Origin of the sequence: Psychrobacter sp. SWN149, assembly GCF_015864565.1 — a bacterium.
Lineage (GTDB): Bacteria > Pseudomonadota > Gammaproteobacteria > Pseudomonadales > Moraxellaceae > Psychrobacter.
The window spans coordinates 49,143-75,086 of the sequence record NZ_JADYWX010000001.1 but is presented as its reverse complement, the minus strand read 5'-3'; the positions used below and the strand labels follow the sequence as shown (position 1 = coordinate 75,086).

General features: G+C 43.1%; 18 protein-coding genes. 11 read left to right on the top strand and 7 right to left on the bottom strand.

The genetic code is table 11. The annotated features are described in order from the left end of the window. The first annotated feature begins 156 nt into the window (after positions 1-156). From lepA to recO, 6 genes are all read left to right on the top strand, one after another. The gene (gene lepA, locus I6E86_RS00305) at positions 157-1,953 is read left to right on the top strand and encodes a translation elongation factor 4 (RefSeq protein WP_197174586.1); all 1,797 of its coding nucleotides are present in this window, start codon (positions 157-159) and stop codon (positions 1,951-1,953) included. 97 nt (positions 1,954-2,050) lie between these two features. Then, positions 2,051-2,953 (top strand): signal peptidase I, encoded by a 903-nt coding sequence (lepB, locus tag I6E86_RS00300; protein ID WP_197174585.1) that lies wholly within the window; start codon positions 2,051-2,053, stop codon positions 2,951-2,953. A 145-nt stretch (positions 2,954-3,098) separates the two neighbouring features. Then, positions 3,099-3,491, top strand: a complete 393-nt coding sequence (locus I6E86_RS00295; protein WP_227680457.1) for a DUF4845 domain-containing protein — start codon at positions 3,099-3,101, stop codon at positions 3,489-3,491. Positions 3,492-3,591: 100 nt separating this feature from the next. Continuing rightward, the gene (gene rnc / locus I6E86_RS00290) at positions 3,592-4,389 is read left to right on the top strand and encodes a ribonuclease III (protein ID WP_197174584.1); all 798 of its coding nucleotides are present in this window, start codon (positions 3,592-3,594) and stop codon (positions 4,387-4,389) included. A 321-nt stretch (positions 4,390-4,710) separates the two neighbouring features. Then, positions 4,711-5,676 (top strand): GTPase Era, encoded by a 966-nt coding sequence (gene era, locus I6E86_RS00285; RefSeq protein WP_413786980.1) that lies wholly within the window; start codon positions 4,711-4,713, stop codon positions 5,674-5,676. A 73-nt stretch (positions 5,677-5,749) separates the two neighbouring features. Next, the gene (gene recO / locus I6E86_RS00280) at positions 5,750-6,574 is read left to right on the top strand and encodes a DNA repair protein RecO (RefSeq protein ID WP_197174583.1); all 825 of its coding nucleotides are present in this window, start codon (positions 5,750-5,752) and stop codon (positions 6,572-6,574) included. A gap of 33 nt (positions 6,575-6,607) precedes the next feature. On the opposite strand, the gene I6E86_RS00275 is transcribed toward recO, so the two are convergent. Then, complete coding sequence (locus I6E86_RS00275) at positions 6,608-7,168, bottom strand: GspH/FimT family pseudopilin (RefSeq protein ID WP_413786976.1); 561 nt, start codon at positions 7,166-7,168, stop codon at positions 6,608-6,610. 773 nt (positions 7,169-7,941) lie between these two features. Here I6E86_RS00275 and I6E86_RS00270 point away from each other — a divergent pair. The 3 genes from I6E86_RS00270 to mscL all read left to right on the top strand — a co-directional run bounded on the left by I6E86_RS00270 (position 7,942) and on the right by mscL (position 12,180). Then, entirely contained in the window at positions 7,942-9,243 is a 1,302-nt protein-coding gene (locus I6E86_RS00270; RefSeq protein ID WP_197174581.1) for an OmpA family protein, read from the top strand. A gap of 351 nt (positions 9,244-9,594) precedes the next feature. Next, positions 9,595-11,445: a translational GTPase TypA gene (gene typA, locus I6E86_RS00265; protein ID WP_194363681.1), complete on the top strand. Its 1,851-nt coding sequence runs from the start codon at positions 9,595-9,597 to the stop codon at positions 11,443-11,445. Between the two features lie 279 nt (positions 11,446-11,724). Beyond that, positions 11,725-12,180 carry a large conductance mechanosensitive channel protein MscL gene (gene mscL, locus I6E86_RS00260; RefSeq protein ID WP_197174580.1) on the top strand — a complete coding sequence of 152 codons (456 nt, stop codon included), beginning with the start codon at positions 11,725-11,727 and terminating at the stop codon, positions 12,178-12,180. Between the two features lie 79 nt (positions 12,181-12,259). Here the strand turns inward: mscL and I6E86_RS00255 are convergent, their stop codons facing one another. The 6 genes from I6E86_RS00255 to cysM all read right to left on the bottom strand — a co-directional run bounded on the left by I6E86_RS00255 (position 12,260) and on the right by cysM (position 20,555). After that, a complete protein-coding gene (locus tag I6E86_RS00255; protein WP_197174579.1) occupies positions 12,260-12,700 on the bottom strand; it encodes a hypothetical protein in 441 nt (146 codons plus the stop codon). A gap of 349 nt (positions 12,701-13,049) precedes the next feature. After that, positions 13,050-13,991 carry a bifunctional DNA-formamidopyrimidine glycosylase/DNA-(apurinic or apyrimidinic site) lyase gene (gene mutM / locus I6E86_RS00250; protein ID WP_197174578.1) on the bottom strand — a complete coding sequence of 314 codons (942 nt, stop codon included), beginning with the start codon at positions 13,989-13,991 and terminating at the stop codon, positions 13,050-13,052. Between the two features lie 53 nt (positions 13,992-14,044). Next, entirely contained in the window at positions 14,045-16,582 is a 2,538-nt protein-coding gene (locus I6E86_RS00245) for a RelA/SpoT family protein (RefSeq protein ID WP_197174577.1), read from the bottom strand. A gap of 423 nt (positions 16,583-17,005) precedes the next feature. Next, positions 17,006-18,547, bottom strand: coding sequence for a 23S rRNA (uracil(1939)-C(5))-methyltransferase RlmD (rlmD, locus tag I6E86_RS00240; protein WP_197174576.1), 1,542 nt, complete (start codon positions 18,545-18,547; stop codon positions 17,006-17,008). Between the two features lie 67 nt (positions 18,548-18,614). Beyond that, positions 18,615-19,439 (bottom strand): 3'-5' exonuclease, encoded by an 825-nt coding sequence (locus I6E86_RS00235; RefSeq protein ID WP_197174575.1) that lies wholly within the window; start codon positions 19,437-19,439, stop codon positions 18,615-18,617. A 147-nt stretch (positions 19,440-19,586) separates the two neighbouring features. After that, positions 19,587-20,555, bottom strand: a complete 969-nt coding sequence (gene cysM, locus I6E86_RS00230) for a cysteine synthase CysM (protein ID WP_197174574.1) — start codon at positions 20,553-20,555, stop codon at positions 19,587-19,589. A gap of 533 nt (positions 20,556-21,088) precedes the next feature. Between cysM and I6E86_RS00225 the strand changes: the two genes are divergently transcribed. After that, complete coding sequence (locus I6E86_RS00225) at positions 21,089-24,610, top strand: ATP-binding protein (protein WP_197174573.1); 3,522 nt, start codon at positions 21,089-21,091, stop codon at positions 24,608-24,610. Between the two features lie 317 nt (positions 24,611-24,927). Next, on the top strand, positions 24,928-25,740 hold the full coding sequence (locus I6E86_RS00220; protein ID WP_197174572.1) for a crotonase/enoyl-CoA hydratase family protein: 813 nt from the start codon (positions 24,928-24,930) through the stop codon (positions 25,738-25,740). Positions 25,741-25,944 lie beyond the last annotated feature (204 nt).

Here is a 25,944-nt window from a genome sequence, read left to right as displayed (position 1 = left end):
AAGCGTTAGCATTCTTAGCCGTGTATTCGAGACCGTTGTATTCATAAAATTGACTCGGTTGATGGTTTGGTTTTTACACTACCTAAGTATGCTATCGACTACCTCTGACAGTATTCAGTTTTATTATTCTATCACCCTTAATTTAGTAGGCGCTTTGTGACTGCATTAGCCAATATTCGTAACTTTTCAATCATTGCCCACATTGATCATGGTAAGTCGACGCTTGCCGATCGTTTCATTCAAATGTGCGGCGCCTTGCAAGATCGCGAGATGCAGGCGCAAGTGCTCGACTCGATGGATATTGAGCGTGAGCGCGGTATCACCATCAAGGCACAGTCGGTAACGTTGTTTTATGATCATCCAAATGGTGAGCGTTATCAGCTGAACTTTATTGACACACCAGGCCACGTCGATTTTTCATATGAAGTATCTCGTTCATTAGCTGCTTGTGAAGGGGCATTGTTGGTTGTCGATGCAGCTCAAGGCGTAGAAGCGCAGTCAGTGGCCAACTGCTATACCGCAGTGGATCAAGGCCTAGAAGTAATGGCCGTCTTAAATAAGATTGATCTGCCTCAAGTTGAGCCTGAGCGTGTTATTCAAGAAATCGAAGATATCATTGGCATTGATGCGGTAGATGCACCAAGAGTCTCGGCCAAATCGGGTCTAGGGGTTGATAAGCTATTAGAAGCATTGGTTGCATTTATTCCAGCACCGACTGGTGACCGCGAAGCACCGCTACAGGCGCTAATTATTGACTCATGGTTTGATAACTATCTGGGCGTGGTGTCATTGGTTCGGGTGCGTGAAGGAACCATACGCAAAGGTGACAAGCTCTATATTAAGTCAACTCAAGAAGCGCATTTGGTTGGTTCAATTGGTGTGTTCACACCGAAGCCTCTAGATACGGGTGTTTTGGAGGCAGGTGAAGTTGGTTTCATTATCGCGGGTATCAAAGATATTGCGGGCGCTCCCGTTGGTGATACGATTACCCATGCCAAAACACCTGACGTCGACCGTATTCCTGGGTTCAAACAAGTGACCCCGCAAGTCTATGCAGGTATGTTCCCTGTAGATTCTACCGACTTTGAAAAGTTTCGTGAAGCATTGCAAAAGTTGCAAATTAACGATGCTTCGTTGTTCTTTGAGCCGGATACCTCAGATGCACTTGGTTTTGGTTTCCGTTGCGGCTTTTTGGGTATGCTGCACATGGAGATTATCCAAGAGCGTTTAGAGCGTGAATACGATTTGGATTTGATCACTACCGCGCCTTCAGTAATCTATGAAATTGAGAAAAAGAACGGTGAAGTTATCTATGTTGATAACCCATCTAGATTGCCAGAGCCAAATAATATCGAAGAGTTTCGTGAGCCGATCGCCCGTTGTCAAATTTTAGTACCCCAAGATTACTTGGGCAATGTCATGACGCTATGTATTGAGCGTCGCGGCGTACAGGTCGATATGCGTTTTATGGGTCGCCAAGTTCAGCTGATCTTCGATATTCCGATGGGCGAGGTGGTCATGGATTTCTTCGATCGTCTAAAGTCAGTTTCACGCGGATTTGCCTCACTGGATTATAACTTTGAACGTTACCAAGTCGATAAACTGGTCAAAGTGGATGTACTGATTAACGGTGAGAAAGTAGATGCTTTGGCCATGATTGTGCATGAAACCCAATCACGCTATCGTGGTAATGCTTTGGTGACCAAGATGAAAGAGCTTATTCCGCGTCAAATGTTCGATGTGGCGATTCAAGCGGCTATTGGCAGTCAGATTATTGGCCGTAGTACGGTCAAAGCCATGCGTAAAGATGTACTAGCCAAGTGTTATGGTGGTGATGTCTCACGTAAGAAAAAGCTACTATCTAAGCAGAAAGCCGGTAAAAAACGCATGAAGCAAGTGGGTAATGTGGAAATACCACAAGAAGCCTTCTTGGCTGTATTGCAGGTAGAATAAGTAATAATCAGTTATTACTCATGTAAAAGTAATAACTATAAATACGATAGTTTGTAAATAGCAACCGTCAAAGCAGCTCGTTAATAGGCAATTTGGTATGGATTTTGATTTTAATTTAATTTTAGTACCGTTAACCATAGGCTTAGGTATCGTTTGGCTGTTAGACAAACTGACACTCAAACAACGAAAGACGTGCGGGCGTGGCAAAGAAAGTCTTTTAGTACGCTGGGCTTACGACTTCTTTCCTGTACTGGCAGTGGTATTGATTGTTCGCTCGTTTTTAATTGAGCCTTTCAATATCCCATCATCTTCTATGGTGCCGACATTATATACGGGTGACTTTATTGCCGTTAATAAGTATGCCTATGGTGTGCGTCTGCCTTTGACATACAATAAAGTATTGGATACTGGCGCGCCAGAACATGGCGATGTCGCTGTCTTTCGTTATCCTGAAAACCCTAGTATCTATTATATAAAACGGGTTATCGGTTTGCCCGGTGACACGGTTAGTTATAATCAAGGCACACTGTCTATTAATGATGTGCCTGTTGAAACCAGCTCTGTGGACTTTGCTGCAAAAGACGAATTAACCTCGCAGCTTTATCTGCCAGGACAAGTGGCTCCAGGTCAAGTATTGACAGAAGCAGGTGCGGCAGCAATGGGTCAAGAAGAAGAAGACGCGGCTGAATACTTTCAGGAAGTACAAGGCGAGAACACACATCTTGTTCGATACTTAAGCGGTATGAATAGCGCACAGTATGCACCGTTTTTGCAGCAGCAGTCGCCAGAAGTGGTAAGCTCTGAGGGTACCGAGTGGCGCCTTAATGTGCCAGAGGGTCAGTATTTTGTCATGGGTGATAACCGTGACCGAAGTGCTGATGGTCGTTTTTGGGGTTTTGTTCCAGACGGAAACCTAGCTGGTAAGGCAGTTTATATCTGGATGCATAAACCACCAGGACTTACTTTACCAACGTTTGAGCGCAATGGCGCTATTGATTGACATCATAGATACTGTATTGATTGATTTATCGATAATCGTTTTATGCTAATATCGTTACTATCTGCCAATTTACTATTCACTAAATAGTTAGTTAGTCATTGAGTGGCCACTAAAAACAGTCGTTTATCAGTCGAAGGGTGTCATAATGCAGCAATTATCTGGTTTAGCCACACAGCGCGGTGCTAGTGTCACGAATATCGTTCTTATTATTATGGTGTTGGGCATTGCGACTAAATTGATGGTAGCGATCTTACCTGCTCAGATTGGTGACTACCAATTAACCCAGTTGTTGAGTGCCGAACTCAAAGAAGCAAACGAAAATAATGACACCGCCAAGCAGTTTGTTGAGCGTGTGAATAAACAGCTCTCTATCAATGCTGACTATGACACTACCGCAGAAGACGTATTTGTATTTACTGATAAAAAAACAGGACAATTGGCCATCCACAAAAAATATGAAGTGACCAATAATTTATTTAGCAATATTGATATCGTGAATCGTTTTGAAGACGATATTGACATGGCTGCAGCAGAATAAATCGTCTGATGTATCAAACAGCATGCTAATCTTTTTAGATAAGCCATAAAACGTTATTAAACTAAATCTGTAAAACAGAAGGGATAACCACAAGCCACGCATGAAACCAACTTCGCAACATCTCCAAGCGGTTACTACTCCCCAAAAAAATAGCACGTCTGCTGACACACTGGTTGTTAGCTCAGAGTTTATCCAAAGATTAGCAGTGCTGACACGTAAGTTAGGCTATGTTTTCAATGACTTGAGTCTACCAAAACTGGCATTGACGCATCGCTCATTTGATAGCAAGAAAAACTATGAGCGCTTAGAGTTCTTAGGTGATGCTCTTTTGGGTATGATTGTGGGCGAGGCTTTATACCATCGTTACCCTGCTCAAAACGAGGGTCGCTTAACGCGTATGCGTGCAACTTTGGTTCGTCAAGAGTCGCTGGTTATTATTGCTCAAAACTTAGAGCTGTCTAATCATTTGATACTCGGCGTGGGTGAGCGAAAGGGCGGCGGGCGCAATCGTGCTTCTATCTTGGCTGATGCGGTAGAGTCTTTGATTGGCGCTATCTATTTGGACAGCCAAGACATGCAAATTACTCGCAACTGCGTGTTGTCTTGGTATGGAGACTTGATCGACAATGTAAACGATCAAAAGGCATTAAAAGATGCTAAGAGTCGTCTGCAAGAGTGGTTACAGTCTAAGCAGTTTGATTTGCCCAACTATGAGCTTATGGAAACGCGTGGTAATGCACCGCATCAAATATTTGTGGTACGTTGCAATGTCAATATCAATAATTGTCCTGACATTACCGAGTCTGGTGAAAGTCGCCGTATTGCTGAACAGAAAGCTGCAGAGCTGATGATCAATCAGCTACATAAGCTTCCAGCCTCAGCCAAAAAACGCTCTTAACCACTATCCAAGAATCATTAACAGCATACTTTCGAATCTATCCTATTATTTTTAAGCGCATTTATCTTAAAGAGGCATTGATCAGAAGTGCTGACTTAACACTTATTTTGAAAAACCAAATATTGCCAGCCGATCTCTAGTGATGACTTAATTAGCGCACGATAAAAGATGATTGGCGGGCCATAAACCCTATAGGATTAACTTATGAGCAATCGTACTGATTTGCCATCAAACAACGAAGACAATACTCACAATATGAATGAAAACTTAGACAATCACCTCAGCCAAAATAATGAAGACAATGTCACATCAGAAAATGATATGGCCATTGAAGAGTTTTTTGCACCAAGCAATAATAAGCGTATGTCTGAAGATTTCAGAACAGGCTATGTTGCGATTGTTGGACGTCCAAATGTTGGTAAGTCAACACTGATGAATCATTTATTGGGACAAAAACTGTCCATCACGTCACGTAAACCACAGACGACGCGTCATCGTATTCATGGCATTTTATCAAACCATGAGATGCAAGCGGTCTTTGTTGATACACCAGGTATTCACCGTAATGAGGTGCGTGCCATTAATGAGCGTATGAACAAAGCGGCAGTATCTGCTCTAGTAGATGTTGATTTGGTACTGTTCGTCGTTGACTCCGATCAGTGGCGTGATGATGACTTATTGACACTACAAAAGCTTGGCGACACCAATTTGACTGTGGTGCTAGTGATTAACAAGTCAGATACCCTAAAAGATAAAGGTAGCGTGTTGCCGCTTATTGAAACCTTTAGTGACAGCTTCGATTTTGCTGATATCGTTCCTGTGTCTGCGCTAAGAAATCAAAACTTAGATCGTTTACAAGAAGTGATTGCCTCACATCTACCAGTGGCGGCGCCTATTTATGATACTGAGCAAATCACAGATCGTTCTGAGCGATTTTTAGCCAGTGAAATCATTCGTGAGAAAATCATGCGTAGTGCTGGTGATGAAGTTCCTTATGATTTGACAGTGCAAATTGATGAGTTTAAAGATGAGCCTGCACATACTGATCCAAAAACAGGACGTCCACGTAAAGCTTGTACTTTCATTGATGCGACTATCTATGTCGAGCGTAGTGGTCAAAAAGCCATTGTTATCGGTGATAAAGGCCAACGTATTAAACAAGTAGGCATGGATGCTCGTAAAGATATGGAACAGCTTTTTGATAAAAAAATCATGCTGACATTGTGGGTCAAAGTGAAACGTGGTTGGTCTGATGATGAACGTGCGCTGACCAGTTTGGGGTACTAACAACAGCTGTCATATTGGCAAGATATTGCCCTAAGAATAGTTTATAGATGCTGAGAGCCGAAGGGGATAGAAAATGCGCAATGAAGCGTTAATTGGTTATCTGCTGCATAAGCGCCCTTATCAAGAAAAGCGCGCTTTATATTATCTTTTCTCTCAGCAACATGGTGTGATACACGGTGTCGGCAAAAAAGGCGCACCACTGTTCATGCCATTGCAACTTTTTGCTACGGGCAAACGGGATCTAAAAACATTTAGTCAAATCAATATCACCTCACAAATCATTGCTCAAGCAAGCATTGAGCCAGTAAATACCGAGCAAGTAGGCGCCGAGTCATCAGATAATGTGCCTACAATATTAGCAGCAGTGCCTTATGGGAATATCAGTGGTCAAAACCAATACGCTGCTTTATATCTCAATGAAATACTCTGGCGACTACTCCCTACCGAAGACCCGATGCCTACCTTATGGCAACACTATCAAATAAGTCTACAACGACTCAAACATCCTTTAAACGCCAATGAGCTTCGCCTTTGTTTGCGCCACTTTGAACGGTACTTGTTTACTGAATTGGGTTTTACGCCAACATTGACGCATGACAACGTTGAAGATGCTATCGAATCTGGTTTTACTTATCGATTCTTACCTGATGTGGGTTTTATGCCGACCCTGCAGAGTGATCCTACCGTACGAAACGATGAAGTGTCTGAGCACTTAGACAGCGTCACTGGACAGACCATTTTTAGCGGTGATGATCTTATTGAGATGGTAGCGTTAGGGATCAACGAAAAAACATTGAATAACTGGTCAAAGCTACATCGACATTTGATGGATCACTTGCTTGACTATCAACCATTACAAAGCCGTTTACTATGGCAACAGCAGCAGCGTTATCAATAGGTACCTGTTTAATTATGTGATTGATCCACCGTCTTATGCACCGCATTTGGTAGGGTGATCTTCATTGAGTTTATGTTTGATTATACCTGCCTGATTAAACGAGATTTGATACATAGCTTGGTTATAAGAAGCAGTAGGGCAGTATTTGATGTGTCCAAAGTGTCCTCTAGGTTTGCCACTATCGCCCCAAAACTTGGTGTAGTGACGTCTACCTCCTACTCGTAATTTCACCGTACTATATCTAAGTTTCAAATCCTGCTGAGTCAACAACACATCAACGTCGCTATCAAAATGTTTGTTATTGTTTTTGTCCACAAACAACAATAGCACCTCATCACTGTCTCTGTGACATCGTCCCCCATTGTTGGATAAGCAAACCAAGACATCTTGTCTGCTGATATAGCTTTCAGCTCTGGCTAACGAAAGCGTGTTTTTAAGTTGGTGTTTGACCCGCTGAGACTCTAGACGGGCTAAGTGCGTTAAGATGCTTGGAACGGCGATAGTAGCAATAATGCCTAGCACGGTCATGGTCACCAAAAGCTCAACGAGTGTAAAACCGCGGTTGCCTTTACTAACTAACGATTTAGATATCAATGCGGATTGAGATAAGCATGACTGAAATGACTCAGTATATATAGCTGACGGGAGTAGTGAAGTAGGTGGACGATAGATGAATAATATTGATTGACTATCATGAGCTCTATTATTGATAAAAAATCGTATGAATAAGAGAACAGTAGTGAGCTTGAGATAACTTGACGAAATTGTATGATGTAATATCATGAGGTGCTACATCCTATAGCAGTCCATTATGGTAATAAAATGAGGTTCCTTATCTTTCATTTTGTATCGCAGCGACTGTTTAGAATACTTTTGCAATTAATCGCAGTTTTTTAAAATTTAGGCTGCATACAAAACTGGTACGTTGTCTGGTTATTTAGCGTACTAAAAAATGTTGGGTTTCATAATATAAACAGAATATATGCCTAGTGTCAAAAAATGTTTCAATTAGTGAATGCTCTATATTAACAATAGAGAAAAAGCAAAACTTGTATTAAAATGTGGACAGTAAATAGGTATTGCTTGGTTGGGTATTTATTATGAACTGACATACAAAAGATAAAGATCGTAAGGTGTGTTAGTTCTAAGTAACTCAGTCTACTTATTGTGTTTTGGTTACAACATTATCGTGTAATAATGTGTAGCTCCTTAACGAAAAAAGTTGTAAACTGGGTTGATAATCGCTAAGCTACGTCTTAATTGGTTTTGCTTTGTAACTTAAAATGCGTAAAAGACGGCTATTTTACAGCGTCTTGCGAATCGGTTTTGCTTAATGCATTACTAAAATTATCCTTTGGGGGAAGTCCATGAAATTGAATAAAATAGCTCTAGCTCTTATTGCTGTGGCGGCTGTACCTATGTCAGCTAATGCTGGTGTTACTATTAGCCCATTGTTACTTGGTTATCACATGACTGATGAATTCAGTGATACCTCTGACAAACAGCGTGAAGTTCTTACTACTGGTAAAGACCTTTACCAAAATGGCAGTAATCCTTCACAGCAAATTGGTGATGGTACTCGTGGTAACAGCAACGGCGGCGTAGCTAAAGAAAGCAGCCTATACACTGGTGCTGCGCTAGGTATCGAATTGACTCCTTCTACTCAGTTCCAAGTAGAGTATGGTGTGTCTGATGCAAACGGCGAAGCTTCTGAAGATTCTGCTGATGCAGGCGTTAACCGCTTTGATATCGAACAAGAAATGATTTCTGGTAACTTCTTGATCGGTACTGAAGAATTCACTGGTTATACTGACAGCGCGTTGAAGCCTTATGTACTAATAGGTGCTGGTCAGTCTAAAATCAAAGTAGAGAACCAAGAAACTTATACTAACTCTAACAATGAAGTAGTTGCTGCTGGTACTGAAGTTTCAAACTCTAAAGATACCATTGGTAACCTAGGTCTAGGTGCTATGTATCGTATCAACGATGCACTAAGCCTACGTGGTGAAGCTCGTGCGATTCATAACTTTGATAACAACTGGTGGGAAGGCATGGCTTTGGCCGGTCTAGAAGTTGTACTTGGTGGCCATCTAGCACCTACAGTAGCTGTACCGCCAATGGAAGAGCCAATGGTCGACACTACTCCTGTAGTAGTTGTTGAAGCTGACCTTGATTCTGACGGCGATGGCGTACCTGATAGCATCGATGCATGCCCAGGCACTCCAATGAATGTCGTAGTTGATGAGCGCGGTTGCCCAGTACCAGTAGATATTACTGATGAGCTGAAAATGGAACTACGTGTATTCTTTGATAACGACAAATCAGCTATCAAAAACCAGTACAAGCCAGAAATCGCTAAAGTAGCAGAGAAGATGCGTGAGTATCCTAACTCTACAGCACGTGTAGAAGGTCATGCTTCTAAAACTGGTCCTTCAGCACGTTATAACCAACGTCTGTCTGAAGCCCGTGCCGTTGCTGTTAAATCTATGCTAACCAACGAATTCGGTATTGCTCCAAACCGTCTATCAACTGTTGGTTACGGTTATGACAACCCAATCGCTTCAAACGACACTGAAGAAGGTCGTGCTATGAACCGTCGTGTTTATGCCATCATCACTGGTGACAAAACAATGACTGTTGAACAAACTAAAGATATGGTTGTTCAATAAGTAATAGTTAGCGAATGAGATAGTCAAATATAAAGTTACAAAAAAAGCCACCCACTGGGTGGCTTTTTTTATTTATGCATTGATAAAAGTAAGTTATTACATAAATTTATGAATCAATAATGTTATACTAGCCACCGAAACATTCTGTAAACTGACAGAATGTACATTAGCATAGCTATCTGTATGATGAATTTATCAGAATAGATATTTGATTATATTGATATTTTTTGAATGAAAGCATTTATTGTGCATCATTTAGGATTCAATATTTGTCTATCTGGTTGATGATAATAGTTTATCCAGCGGCGCTTATTGCTACTGCATTTTTTTAAGACGACACGAGCATTTTATATGGCGAACGATATCAAACACCTGCGTAACATTGCAATTATTGCCCACGTTGACCACGGTAAAACAACTTTGGTTGATAAGTTATTACATCAGTCTGGTACTTTTGGCGACCGCGCAAACATTGCTGAACGTGCAATGGATTCAGGTGATATTGAGCAAGAACGTGGTATTACCATTTTGGCTAAAAATACAGCCATCCGCTGGACAGATCATACTTCAGAAACTGAGTATCGTATCAACATCGTAGATACCCCAGGTCACGCCGACTTTGGTGGTGAAGTTGAACGTGTCATGTCAATGGTTGACTGCGTACTTTTGGTTGTTGATGCTGTTGACGGCCCAATGCCTCAGACTCGTTTTGTAACGCAAAAAGCGTTCGAGCAAGGTCTAAAGCCAATTGTTGTTATCAATAAAATTGACCGTCCAGGCTCACGCCCTGATTGGGTTATGGATCAAATCTTTGATTTGTTTGACAATCTAGGTGCAACTGACGAGCAGCTTGATTTCCCAGTTGTTTACGCATCAGCGTTGAATGGTATTGCTGGTCTAGAAGCTGATAATTTAGCTGACGATATGACCCCACTATTCAAAACAATCGTTGATGTTGTTCAAGCGCCACAGGTTGATGCTGATGCCCCATTCCGCATGCAGATCTCAAGCCTAGACTACAATAGCTTTGTTGGTGTTATCGGTATTGGCCGTATCCAACGTGGTAAAGTTAAATTGAACACGCAAGTTACTGTTATTGACAAACATGGCAATACTCGTAACGGCCGTATTTTAAAAATCATGGGCTATCATGGTCTTGATCGTATTGATGTTGAAGACGCACAAGCAGGCGATATCGTTTGTATCACTGGTATTGATGCACTTAATATCTCAGATACGATTTGTGATCCAGCTAATGTTGAAGCATTACCAGCACTAACGGTTGATGAGCCAACAGTTTCAATGAACTTCCAAGTAAATAATTCACCATTTGCTGGTCGTGATGGTAAGTTTGTGACTTCACGTAATATCCGTGAGCGTCTTGAGCGTGAGTTGATTCATAACGTAGCACTACGTGTAGAAGACACTGAGTCTCCAGATAAATTCAAAGTATCAGGTCGCGGTGAGCTTCATTTATCTGTGCTTATCGAAAACATGCGCCGTGAAGGTTTTGAGATGGGTGTTTCAGGCCCAGAAGTTATCGTTAAAGAAGTTGATGGTAAGCTACAAGAGCCGTATGAAAACGTTGTGTTCGATATTGAAGATGGGCATCAAGGCTCTATCATGGAGCAAGTTGGTCTACGCAAAGGCGAGATGACTAACATGGAACTTGATGGTAAAGGTCGCATGCGTATTGAAGCGACTATGCCTGCTCGTGGTTTGATTGGTTTCCGTTCTGAGTTCTTAACACTGACTTCAGGTAGCGGTATCATGACTTCTAGCTTCTCACATTACGGTCCGCAAAAGATCGGTGATGTTGGTGGTCGCTCTAACGGTGTATTGGTTTCTATGGCTAAAGGTGTTTGCCTAGGCTTCGCACTGTTTAACCTGCAAAAACGTGGTAAGTTATTTGCTGAGCCACAGCTTGAAGTTTATGAAGGTATGATCGTTGGTCTGAACTCTCGTAACGATGACATGACAGTTAACCCAACGACGGCTAAACAGCTAACTAACGTACGTGCTAGTGGTACTGATGAAGCATTGACGTTGACGCCAGCGGTTAAGTTCACCCTTGAGCAAGCACTTGAATTCATTCAAGATGATGAGTTGGTTGAAGTAACACCTAAAGCGATCCGTCTCCGTAAGCGTCATCTGACCGAAAGTGAGCGTAAGCGTCACGGCCGTGCTAAGAAAGGTGCTTAATATAAGCGAGGGAATTATTTAGTAATTCTCATTGTTTATGTTTGATACTCGCACGAGCTCCAGTAGGGGATGAGCGTGAGTATCGAGCAAGTAAGAAAAGCAGTATAGAGTGAGCAAATTATCGTTCACTTTATGCTGCTTTTTTTTGTGTTGTAATTGTTGAGAAATAAAGACAGAATAACAAACAGTAGCAAAGTATTCATTTTTTGTTATAAAAGCTAAAGTTGAAGTAATTTTTAGACAGTGGTCTATTGGTAAATAAATTTTTAGGAGAAAATGATGAGTATGGTATCAGAGTTTAAAGAATTTGCTTTAAAAGGCAATGTTATGGATTTAGCAGTCGGTGTGATCATCGGAGGGGCTTTTGCTACCATTACAAAATCCTTGGTAGATGACATTATCATGCCGATCGTCGCGTTTATCTTCGGTGGCGAAATTAACTTTAAAAATATGTTTTTTGTCCTAGGTGATGCGCCGGATGGGATTGCCATGACTTATGATGCACTCAAAGAAGCGGGTGTTCCTGTGCTGGCATACGGCAGTTTTATCACGGTACTTATTAACTTTCTAATTTTAGCCTTTATTATCTTTATGATGGTCAGAATGGTCAATAAAATGCGCCGTGCTGACGAAGTAGAAGAGATTATAGAAGAAGCGGTAGAGGAGCCTTCAGAAGAAGTCAAATTGCTTCGTGAAATCAGTGCCAAACTAAGCAAATCTAATATGATCAAATAGTAGGGCACCATAAAGCAATAAAAGAGGCCAACACAATGTTGGCCTCTTTTATTGTTTTATGACTGTTCTATGATAAAGATTATGGCGTAACAATCACGTAGTCATTGGTGTTAATTAAAATCTCTGAAGGTTGGTCAACGATAATACGCACCGTATTATTGTCAATAACCTGTGATTTGTAGTAATTATCTTCAGCAACGGTACAGCCTAAGCATCGTCCCATCGCATCCCAAGGCTCAACAAATAGCTTTTGCTGTGCTTGGTCGGCATTACCTCCGATCAGTGAAAAAGGCAAACTCACAAGATAAGCTGCCGTACCAGCCACCGCATTGACAAGCTGTAAAGGCTTGCCAACAATAGTATCAGCAACCATGGTTCCATAAGAAGGTCCAAAGTCAGCTTCATCAATTTCTATCGCTGCAAAGGTCGGTTGCATAGTAGCAACGACCAAACCTACTGTTGCAAACACTGTAAAGAATTTCTGCTTAACAGTGTGTCGGGTCTTGGCTTTAACAGTCATAACGATATCCTAAAACTCATCAGTAGTATGATTAGTGGCTGCTGCTATTTTTACACAGAGACAATTTCCCTATACAAACAATGCGGCAACGATAAGCAGGTCTAATATTACAGCTACATAAACGGTAAATACTATTTATGTAAGCGTTAGCTCTATTAAAGCAAGATGTGGATTAATAAGCAACAAAAATGCGCGCGATAAATATATGGCTGTTCAAAATGGCCTAATGACAGCACAAATATAAAGTAATTCGATTGTACTATCTGCTAAGGGTATTGAAGATTTTTTTGGTACTTCATTATCATTTCTAAAATATTTAAAGTGCCATCGATTAAATTGAAGACACATCCTAGCTTATTGGTTGGCAATGTGAACAATAAACACTGGCTCTGCCATTGAGCTTGATGTTTTCAAGCACAGTATCACAGGCCAAACACGGTTCACCTTGTCTGCCATAAACATTTAAGGTTTGCTGAAAATAGCCCGTTTGACCACTTGCCACAGTAAAGTCTCGTAAGGTTGAGCCACCAAGTTTGATCGCTTTTTTCAGAATATCTTTTATATGATCAACCAAAATCACCATTTGCTCATAAGAGATTTGATTGGCAGGAGTGGCAGGATGGATGCCTGATAAATATAAGCTTTCTGTTGCATAGATATTGCCAACACCAACCACCACTTGCTGTTCCATGATGACAGATTTTATCGCTCGAACAATGGGTTGCCGTCGTTTATTGGGCTGAGTATTATCGGATTTGCTATCGATCTTATTTCCATCAAGTACTGTAATACGTTGAATTAAGCCATACAGATAATCTGCGGTAAACACATCAGATAGGGGCTCAGGACCCAAATGATCCAGTAGCTTAGAACCATATTCTTCATGCCACAGCACTGAGCCAAAACGTCTGGGATCATAGTAATGCAGTTGCGATTTGGTATGAGCCGTATCAGCAAAGGTAATCACTAAGTGATCGTGCTTGCGCTTATCAGTACCATCGCCGTACTGTTGTAAGCTGCCTGACATGCCTAAATGTATCAGCAATTGTCTCGGTGCGACCATATCAGCCAAAACTGATGCACAATTATTGGTGACTACGGGCAAAAAATTAAGTATCAGGTATTTTGCTCGGCGCTCCACACTATCCAATGTGTAATTAATTAAGACATTCAAGTCATCTGGCATCGCCCAACGCAGTTTTGGCTGAAAGACCTGTACATCAACCACCCGTTGTCCCAAAAGCGGTGCAAGGCTAGTTTTTGTGGTTTCTACTTCTGGTAATTCAGGCATGGTTTTATGACAACTGTATTATAAAGTGGATTACTGCTAGAGCAGGGCCTATGTTAAACAACCGCACGGCGCGCATGTAAGATACCATGTTGCTGCTCTAGTTTTGCCAACAGTTTAGATAAGTGAGCCAGCCCTGAGACTTCAATATGAAATTTTAAAAAGGCAATATTGTCATCATTGCTCAGCGTTTGAACTTGACGGATATTGACGTTTTCTTTGTCAATAATCTGTGTTAAATCCCGCAATAGACCGCGTCTATCGTATGCTTCCACATGGATATCAACGGGTTGATAACGACCAGTTTGTACTTGCCAAGCGGCTTCTATTTTACGCTCAGGATCGCGCTCAATTAAACGTAGATATTCTGGACAGCCACGGTTGTGAATACTGACACCTCGTGACAAGGTGATATAACCTGTAATGGGCTCGCCATGTACAGGATGACAACAGCCTGCCAAATGCATCTCGATATTATCGAGTCCATCGATATGGATTTTGTAAGCACCAGGTTTGCCTGTGTCTTTGTTGTCGACATTCAGTACAAAGTCTTCTGGAGGACTCTCAGGTTCTAAATGTAATTGCCGAGAGATATGACTGGTCAACTGGTTGAGACCAATCTCGCCTGTCACCAGCCCAACGATAATGTCGTCTGTCGTATTGACATGAAAATGCTGAATATAGTCATTCAAATCGATACTATTGGGGTGGACGGATAAACGCTCAAGCTCTTTGCTGAGCATTTGGCGACCTATCTCAATATTCTTATCACGGTCTTGTTTGTTGAACCATTGACGCAGTTTTGAGCGCGCGCGATTGGTATGTATATAACCCAATGACGCGACCAACCAATCCCTATTGGGCTCACGTGAGGCCTTGGTGATAATTTCAACTTGCTCCCCCGTTTTTAGCTGATAGGTCAGCGGCACATAGCGCTGATTGACGCGAGCTGCTTGCGCACGATTACCAACTTGGGTATGCACATAGTAGGCAAAATCAAGAACCGTCGCGCCTTTTGGTAACTCGGTGATATCGCCATCACGACTAAAGATATAGATGCGTTCGAGCTCATCAAAATCAACGAGTTGCTCTTCTTCATCAAACTCTGTGTCATCTATCTCTTCACCTGTCAGTAAAGCAGAACGCGGCTGGTTGCGAGTGTCGTTATTGATAGAAAGCAGTTGACGCAGCGAGCTGATTCTCTGGTTTAGGTAGTTGTCTTTTTTATTCTTTAGACCTTCTTTGTAATTGACGTGCGCGCACATACCAAGCTCAGCTTCGAAGTGCATTTCGTGGGTACGAATTTGTACTTCAAGCGACTTGTTTTTTGCAATCACTGCCGTATGTAGAGAGCGATAGCCATTGGATTTGGGATTGGTAATATAGTCATCAAACTGTTCAGGAATATAGCGCCATAGACCATGTACCAAGCCTAGAACATGGTAACAGTCTGACGGATTGGTGACCAATACGCGTAATGCGCGGATATCGTAAAGCTGATCAAACGACAAGCCTTTGAGCTTCATTTTGCGATAGATAGAGTAGATATGTTTGACACGTCCAGACACTTCGCCTTCGATATTGGCATTGGCCAATGATTCGTTAAGCTTTTGTTCCACACGCTGTATATAAGCCTCACGCTCGCTACGTTTTTCTGACAATAGTTTGGCAATTTCTTTATATCTGTCAGGAGCCAGATAACGAAAGGCCAAGTCTTCAAGTTCCCACTTGAGTTGTGCGATGCCCAATCGATGCGCTAATGGTGCATAAATAGTCATGACTTCACGGGCGACGCGAGTTTGGCGCTCTTGATTAGAAAATGTCAATTCACGCATCGCAAACGTGCGCTCAGCCAGCTTGATGAGCACCACGCGCACATCATTAGTAACAGAGATGAGCATGCTATAGATATTGGATAGCTGATCGCGCTGGTTATTGGCGAAATGATCCTCTAGGCGCTTATTACTCTCAATAATCTCCGACAGTTTACCCATCGCGAGCGTATCTTTGACGAGCGTTAAAATATCTGGGCCAAAGTTTTTTTCGATCTCAGAGAGACTAATGATAGATTTACGTGCACTACGATAGAGCATTGCTGCGACCAGCGCATCTTCGTCTTGATAGAGATAGGTCAATATGTCGGTCATACCAATACCAGTGACATACGCACCTGAGCGCTCAGACTCACTCGTATTCATATGACTACGGATAAACTCGCAGGCAGCACTCAGCTCAGGCACAGACTCTTGTCCGATACGCTTAGCGACATTGTTTAGCCAAGTAGGCACATCGATATTGGCTTGGTCTAAGTCAATCGTTTCTGTGCTTTCGTTTGCGCCTGCATCGGTGTTGTCTAAATACCCATCGTCGAATGTAGGATCCAAACCGTCATAATGGTGCGCTGCTGAGCGATCAAAAGTTGTATGTAGCTTATGAGTGGCCAGCTGGTATTTGATATCGAGGGGAATTTGGGCGTAACTATTGGCAGACTGCTGAGAGCGTTGGCTCGCCACCAGTTGCGCGGCAAGTGTCGCACTATCGGCCTGTGTGGTCTGTCCATCCACGAGTGGTAATCCTTCACGAATTTTTACCATAGCCGACTCCTCTTAGCTATTTTGAATTGATTATAACCTCATCTACTATGCACACACTTTGAATTGACGATTCATAAAGTGCTAGCTATAAACCAATACAACTGCTAAAAATGTCATTTTTAGCAGCCATAAGATGCGCGTAAAATATATAAAGCTACGGGTGCAAATACTTCTGAAAACCTTCTTTAAAATATAAGAAGATTGTTTACTATTATCTCACTTTGAAACGACAAATCAAGCAAGGGTCTGTAATGACTGCCGTTAATTAAGCCAGATAGTCGCTATTTATTGATAAAAATTCTGACATATTTCGATTAGAGCTGTATCACTATAAAGATGGCTATTCTGACACCTTTATAGCAATCTAACTAACATTACTTAAGCCAAAATCAATTCATAGCAATCAATCGATAACAGTTACTATTAACCCGCTACTTTTTCAAAGCGAGCGATAGATTCAACATGACCTGTGTGGCAGAACATGTCCATCACGCCAGCATGCGTCAGACGATAGCCTTGCTCTAACAAGGCTTTGGTATCACGTGCGAGGGTTGCTGGATTACAAGAGACATAAACGATGCGCTCAGCATTGAACTTTGGTAAATACTGCATAATGTCCCAAGCGCCAGAACGCGGCGGATCAATCAATAATGCATCAAAACCCTGATTGGCCCAAGGCTGGTCAGTACAGTCCTGTGTCAAATCTTGGCTATAAAACTCAGTATTGTTGATGCCGTTGCGACGCGCATTGGTCGCGGCACGCTCAGTCATCGCTTCGCTGCCTTCGACGCCAACCACTGAACCAGTCTCACCGACGAGTCGCGCGAGTGGTAAGCTAAAGTTGCCCAAACCACTGAATAGATCCAGTACTCGCTCACCTGGTTTTAAGTCCAACAAGTCACAAGCCAGTTTAGTCATCTGACGGTTGACCGATAGATTGACTTGGGTAAAATCTGTAGGGATAAACTCAAAGGTCAGATCATATTCTGGCAGTTGATAATATAAACGACCAAACTGCTCGCTCAAATCATCCGCATCCGTCAAGGCAATACGTTGAATGCTATCGACGCCTTTAGACTGTAGATACAGCTGCCAATTGCGCGCGGCAAAAAATACCTTTAACTTATCTATGTCAGCATCTGACAAAGGTTCTAAATTACGCACGATCAGAGCAACCGGCTGATTGCCATCAGGCAGCTCAGGCATTTGCTCACCCATGGCCAGCTCAAGTTGGGCAATTTTGTCACGGCTCTCTAATGTGCTGATAAGGGTTTTTAGGTTTTCAATCTCAAAACCAATACGCGGATCTAGGATATGGCACTCATTTAGCTCTGCCAAAAAGTTACTTGAGCGCTCACGAAAACCAACCAGCGCAGTTTCTTTTTTGACGACATAGCGCACGCCCAAACGCGCCTTAGTACGATAGCCGAGTCGATCACCAACCACAGGGGCAAGCCAGTTGTCAGGTTCGACATTAGCTTGATGAATCAGCATCTCGGCCAATACAGATTGTTTGAAGTTGATTTGACTGTCTGGCTGCCAATGCTGCAAGTTACAACCACCACAAACGCCAAAATGAGGGCAAGGCGGTACAGTACGTTCAGGATTTGGGTTGGCAGTGATGCTGATTGCATCACCTTCCTCAAAACTGGCACGGCTATTGGTTATTTTGACCAATGCGCTTTCACCTGGTAGCGCAAAACTGACAAAGGTTGTTTTGCCATGCTTGTCTTCAGCATGACCATCGTCAACCCCAAAGCCATTGCCATAGATGGCAACACCGCGACCATCATGCGACAATCTTTCAATAGTAAAAGGAATCGGTTCTGCATCTTTTAGACGACGACGTGTTTTTGATGAAGGCTTAGATTTTTTCTTACTTGGTGGAACGATGATGGTTTGGCTATCGTTGGCGGGTGACGTCGCATCAGATGCTGTCGCTGTGTTTGAATCGGTGGGTTGCATAAACCTGCCTCAATAATAAATGATAAATAACTAAAAATAGGGGGTAAAGATAACCAGTAGTGCTGTTTTACAATTTGGGTGCCGATGACCAGTCAGCAATAAATGCTTTATGACGCGGTACGTTCTCTACCTGAATGTAGGTAGTAAGATAGTCAAGGCTTTGCTGCTGCCACGCTTCAAAGTCCTGTGAAGATAACTGTCCTGTCAGACGTAACCAGCGTAGATAAATAAGCCAAGTATTCATGACATTAGACTCGCAGTATATGGACAGCGTCTGCCAATCGTCATTATTGACCAGTGCGCCAACCATACTGCCATCGATGTCTGTTTTACCCGGTAATCCGTATAAACTTGCGACAATATCCATGGCTTCGCGGCGGCTAGCACCATACTGGCTAAACCGATCCATCAGGTCAAGGTGGAGCGTGTGGAAGCGGTTGACATAGTTGTCAAAACGCATGTTTTTGATACGTTTGCCTTCCTCGAACAGCCATGGCGCTGATAAATCATATTGCATCGCACGATATATCAGTACAGGAATATCAAAGCCTGAACCATTCCAGCTAATCAGCTGCGGCAGGGTTTTGGTATCATTAAACGCCCGAAAAAACTTGGCAAGCATTTCTTGTTCACTGAGTTTATCGGCAGTCAACGAAAACATGGACAGCTTACCATCTTTTATATATAAGGCAGAGATACAGACAATACGCTGTAGCGGCAAGCGCATAAAATCATGTCCTGCCTCTTGCATGCGTATGGCTGTCAGCGCGCTTAGGGCATCTGCATCATTGAGCTCAGCCAGTTGTGGATAGATACGGCGTGCTGCATCGACATCGGCAACTGTCTCAATATCAAAGACTAATATAGGGTCGGATGGTAGCGCTTGTGACATAGATAATCCTGACTATTTATAAGCTTATAGTTAATCTATTATAAAAGAATGACAATTTTAACCTTGCTTGGTGTATTAGGTTTATATCTGCACTTGGTTGCTTTGCACTTCTTTTAAATTAACATTACTAAACGGCGTTTTTGTACATTAATTAATTTCTGCGCTGTTGTCCGTATCGCTGTCGTCAACATTATATAAGCCCGTCGACAAATAACGATCGCCGCGGTCGCAAACAATAAAGGCAATGACGGCATTGGGGTTGTTTTTGGCCACTTGGGTCGCTGCCCATGCGGCTGCACCTGAAGACACACCGGCAAAGATACCTTCTGTTTTGGCCAGTTTACGCATATAAACTTCAGCAATACGCTGATCGATATCCATCACTTCATCGATTAAATCCGCATCATAGATACCCGGCATATAAGCGGCAGGCCAGCGGCGGATACCGGCGATAGAAGCATCTTCATCAGGCTGTAAACCAATAATTTTGATCGCTGCGTTTTGCTCTTTCAAGTAACGAGAGACACCTGTGATAGTGCCTGTCGTACCCATTGAGCTAATAAAGTGGGTGATTTTCCCTTCAGTTTGAGCCCATAGTTCAGGCCCTGTCGTCAAATAATGTGCTTGGCTATTATCAGGGTTGTTGAACTGATCCAATACCACACCTTTGCCGTCCGCTTGCATTTGCAGCGCCAAATCACGAGCCGCTTCCATGCCTTCGTCCACTTCGATCAACGTCGCACCATACGCAATCATGGCATCTTTGCGTTCTTGAGTCGAATTGGTTGGCATCAACAGCGTGATAGGATAGCCGCGCATCGCTGCAACCATCGCTAGCGCGATACCCGTATTGCCGCTGGTGGCCTCAATGAGCATATCGCCAGGCTTGATATCACCGCGTTGTTCTGCTTGGTAGATCATATTAAAGGCAGGACGATCTTTTACAGAACCTGCTGGGTTGTTACCTTCAAGCTTGGCGAGTAGCATTGCACCGTTTTGGATGCGCTCGTGCTCAGGTAGACGCTGCAGTCTGACCAGTGGCGTTTGACCAACACAGTCGGCGAGGGTGGTAGTCTGTGTGATAAAGTTGGCATTTGACGTGGCCGTAGCAGACATAAGGTATCCTTATATATTTTTAGAGAGTCTCTTTTTAAGTGACAGTATTCAAGTGACTATATTTAAGCAAAAGTATTTAAGCGACAATACTTAAATGAAGCATTAAGGCTGATCACGGTTTTTATTGTTTGATCATAATTTGAGTCAGCCACTTTGTATATTGGTTTATGGTGATAAGTGACGCAAAACATTTAGGCGCTATAACACCCACTCATATGTCATGATGGTATGATTATGAGTGATTTATGGTGGCAAATAAAAAGTTGCGTCATTATATCATTTTGTTGTCAGCTGCGCTTATCGCATCAAGGATGAATGGTCACTATATTTGCTGATGTTTGGTAGATAGGTTGGCTAGAGTCCTGTTAAGACAATTGCACATTGCACGCCATACATCATGTACTGTACATTGAGAGCATCAAAATACGACGAGATACCCAGTCAGTTTTGCATCACACTCGATAGTTTTGAATGACGTCTGATAACAATGCTCAACATCCACGGCACCACCCTTAGTAGAGAGTAACGCTCGCATGGCATATAAAAAACGTTTTGATACCAGTAGTGCTTATGGTCAGTTGATAATACTGGTGTTTTTGCCTATCTGTGTACTAGCCGCGGTCGGCGGTATTTTGGTGTTCCATGAGACAATGCGTGCAAGCGACTCAGAGCAGGAGGTGCTTGCGGAGGCGGTGCTGATTCGTTATACACCAGCCATTGCTGCACTGATCCCTGAACTATTAGAACAAGAGCAACAGCAAACAGGAAGTAATATCGGCAACATGCCTCAAGCGGCGATGACGACGCTGACGGGTATTCAAGACAAGCTGGGGCGTATGCAGTCTGAGCAGCATGTACAGCGTATCGCTATCATCAATGAAAGCAATCAAGTGTTGGCAACAGTAGGGTATGGGCTCAATGAAGAGTGGCCTTTAATCAGTGACTCAAAGCAGTTTTTGTCACAGAAACCAACGCCTGTGGGCACCGCCTACGGCAGTGTGCTTGGCGAATTTGAAGGGGAGACTCTATGGCTATTGGTCGATATGGACAACGAGCCACTGTATATCGCCCGCTATCGTATCGCGATGGCGTTGGTGATTACGGGTTTGTTTACCATCTTAATCTTATTGCTCAGCCTCAACATCTACTCAAAACGCTGGATCGCGCCGATCTATGAGCTGCGATTGCAGTTGCAGCGTACCCATGTTGATAATCTATACCAGCCTGTGCCCGTAGAGTCAGATGGTGAGCTTAACTTGCTACAGCAAGATTTGGTCAGGACGCTGCGCCGTTTGCATCGGAGTTTTCAGGAGCTAAAAGACCATGCCGAACAAACGGAAGATGATCTGCGTTTGGCATTTGATGAGATGGAGATGCAGAATATCTCTATTCGAAATGCGCGTGATGCGGCAATCTCAACCAGCCAAGCCAAGTCAGCATTTTTGGCTAATATTAGTCATGAGCTACGCACACCGCTGAACAGTATTGATGGTTTTATTAATTTGCTGGCGCGTCATGGTGAGCTCAATCCCGAACAAGACTTGTATGTACAGACCATTCGCAAATCCTCTGCGCATTTGCTCGCTTTGGTAAATGACGTGTTGGATTTTTCTAAAATTGAGGCTGGCAAGTTGGTGCTAGATCGCCATGAGTTCGATCTGTATGACACTATTTATGATGTGGTTGATATGCTCTCGCCTGTGTCCTCTGAAAAGGGTCTGCGTATGGCGGTGCTGTTTTACAACGATGTACCCATGCGTATCAATGGTGATGCGCTGCGCCTCAAACAAGTATTGACCAATATCGTAGGCAATGCGATAAAGTTCACCGATAGCGGCGATGTGGTGGTACGTGTCAGTCTGGACGACCACCGCGACAATCATCTGATGATCAGCGTACAGGACAGTGGTAAAGGGATTTCTCTTGCCGATCAAAAAATGCTGTTTCAGAGCTTTAGCCAAGGTGATCCTTCTATCACCCGCCAATATGGTGGCACAGGACTGGGACTGGTAATCTCTAAGCAGTTAATACGCTTGATGGGCGGCGATATTGGGTTTCATGACAATGCTCAAGAAAACATCGCCAATCAAGGTGCAACGTTTTGGTTCCGTATGCCAGCCCATGTCGATGTGCTAGAGGCTGCGACGGGTCAAACGATTGAGCTACCAGTCTTAGCACCACTCGCCAGCGACACAGATGAGTTCAATGTCTTGGTATGGATCAACCATACCGCTTCGATACAAGTACTGAAGGCCAGTCTGCAATATTTGCCGATTAAGCTGACGCAAGCCAACTCGTTACCAGGCGTGCTTGAATCCCTAAAAGAGTACGGCAACTATTGGGATTGGGTCATTGTGGATGATGATACCCAAGACGATATGATGGCGTTACTCAAACAGATTCGTCTGCATTATCAAGGCAAGCTTGCGGTGTTTGGCTATCAAGTAGCCGCTGACCAAGCTCTACTGAACCGTTATCATGCCAACATACTGTATGAGCCACTAGACAAAAGACAGCTCTACGCGATGCTCGATACCCAAAACCGCAATAAACCCAAAAACATTCAAGAACCGCGTTGGAAAGGGGTGACCGTACTGGCAGTCGATGATCATCTGCCCAATCTATTAGTGCTCGATGCGTTATTGAGCGAGCTTGGCATCCATGTTATCACCGCGAGCAGTGGGTTCGATGCGATAGAGATCATCAGTAAGCAGCAAACCAAAAATATCAAACCTGCAAAAAATGACACGCAAAGTCTCTCGAATAAGACACAGTTGTCTAAAGCCGAAGCACGTGATGAGCTGAATAAAAAACCAAATCACACGATTTATGCAGAAGAGGTAAGTACGGATGACAAGCTAGCCACTCAAGATAAAAACAGCATCGATCTGATCTTTATGGATATTCAGATGCCGCGTATGTCAGGTCACGAGGCTGCCAAGCAAATCCGAAACATTGAGACTTCTGATAGCCATATTCCTATCATTGCTCTGACCGCACATGGATTGGCTGATGAACGTGACAAGCTGATTGCCAGCGGTATCAATGACTATGTGGGTAAACCCATTAGCCAACCTCAGTTATTACAAGTGCTACAAAAATGGCTAGGGCGTAAGAGCACCACATCGCCACTGGCTACACTGTCTGATGCCAGTTTACCGAACAGTGATTTGCAAGGTTACGGCCTACAAGGCTCTGATCTACAAAATGCTAATCTACAAAGTACGGCGTCATATAATGTTGATGGGCAAGATACAGGTTTGCAAGGCATTGCTGGATTAAAAAATGACTCAAGCACTAGTGACACAGCTCAGTCAACCGGTCAAAAACCTGCCAGTTATCCTGTCCTAGTAGGAAATAACAGCGGTCATCATCGGGCCTCTCATATGTCAGATGAGACCAAAATTACCCGTCCACTATCATTGAAAAAAATCCGTGACGATTATTTGCGCGATAGCCAGCCTCGTGAAGATTACAGACGAGAAACAACGCGTGAGACCCAGCCGCGCTATGAGAGTCTGCGTCTACATAAGCAGCCAACAGATAGTGTTCTCGCAAGCGATAATAGAGACAATGCGACTCACTCACAAGCATATGAGCAAGTCAATAATGATCAAGGTAAAGACAATATCAGTAAAAGTGACACCTCTGATATTTTAGATTGGCAAGATGCGCTGACTCGCTCAGCGAACAAGCCTGAACTGGCTGCCAAATTGATTACTATGATGCTCGACACAATTGATGATGAAAAGCAGGCACTCACTCAAGCATGGGAGGCGGGTGACCGTCATATGTTGGCGCAAATAGCCCACCGTATCTTGGGTGGTAGTCGCTATACAGGAGTGCCGCAGCTTCGCCAAGCCAGTCAAGATCTAGAAGATAAGTGCTTGTTAAATGTGCAGCATACGACACCTGTACAGTTTGCGATGATTGAACCCTATTATGAGGCACTGATAGCTGCACTCAATAATTTGCAAGCCGTGGATTTGTCTTCTTACTCTCAGCTTAATTATCATCGCTTGAGCGAAAACGATATGACGTGGAAAATGATTTAACGGATGAGAGAGTTTATAGCTGTCTGGCTATAATATGAAAAATCATGAGGTATTTGGATGATGTTCTTTAGATGACCATCTTATATATGCGACATTAGGCATTGTCTATCGTACCCTATAGTCAAAGAAATCTAAAATGGGTACAAGGCAACCGACTGCAGATTGTACAAATAGTACATCTAAGAAGGATAACGCCGTAGCGGTTTAGCAGTTCGCTGACTAGAGCAGTCAGTTATTGCTACGGCAGGATAGAGGTAAGCCTGCTAATATTATGCGTATGAGGGCTATATCTATTTTATTCATGAATAAGGATTGTTATGAACGCGATTGCAAGTTACCAGTATGAGACATTACAAGTTAGTATCACCAGTAACATACTAACGGTCACCATAAATCGTCCACACAAAAAAAACGCCATGAGCTTTAAGGTCATCAATGAGCTGATTGCAGTGGCGAGTCGCATCCGCAAAGACAAAACAATACGAGCAGTGATTTTAAATGGAGCAGAGGAGACGTTTTGCGCTGGCATTGACTTGAGTGATCTAAACCATCCTAAAAACCGTGCCTATGCGTTTTGGGAACTGATTAAACCTAGTCAAAGCGCTTTTCAACGTGTCTGTTTGGTATGGCGTGATCTGCCAGTCCCCGTCATCGCTGTGCTAGAAGGCTACTGTATTGGTGCAGGGCTTCAATTGGCCTTGGCCTGTGATGTGCGCATCAGCCATCCTGATTGCCAGTTGTCTATTATGGAGGCTAAGTGGGGCTTGGTACCTGATATGGGACTGACCCAATCGGCATTTGGTGTTGTACGAGAGGATATTCTAAAAGAGCTTGCCATGAGCGCCCGTGTTATCGATGCCAATGAAGGTAAGGCTTTGGGTCTAATCAGTCATTGTAGCGAGACGCCACTTGAAAAGGCACTTGAGCTTGCCGCTGAGTTTGCAGAGCGCTCCCCTGATGCGGTGCTGGCAAGTAAACGAGTGATTAACGCGATGTTTGAGCAACCTGCCACCACGCTATACAAAGAAAAAGTATGGCAGCTAAAGATGATGATTGGTCGCAATCGCAAACTTGCGCTCAGAAAAGCGAAGCAAGCCAGTACCGCATTCGGTAAACGTCAGTTCCGCTAACAGGTTTCTGTGATCACATTTGGCCAAGTGACTGCGACTAAGGAAGCTTGTTTTAGCAAATACACTGATTAAGTTCATGCTCAATATCTACAGACATATTTTGATGTATTGCCACGATTGTTTTGAATGGTTAGAGGATGTTTTATAGACGTTATTTCGCTATTGAAATGTAAGCGAAGAGCACGATATAGCATTCTTACTTGC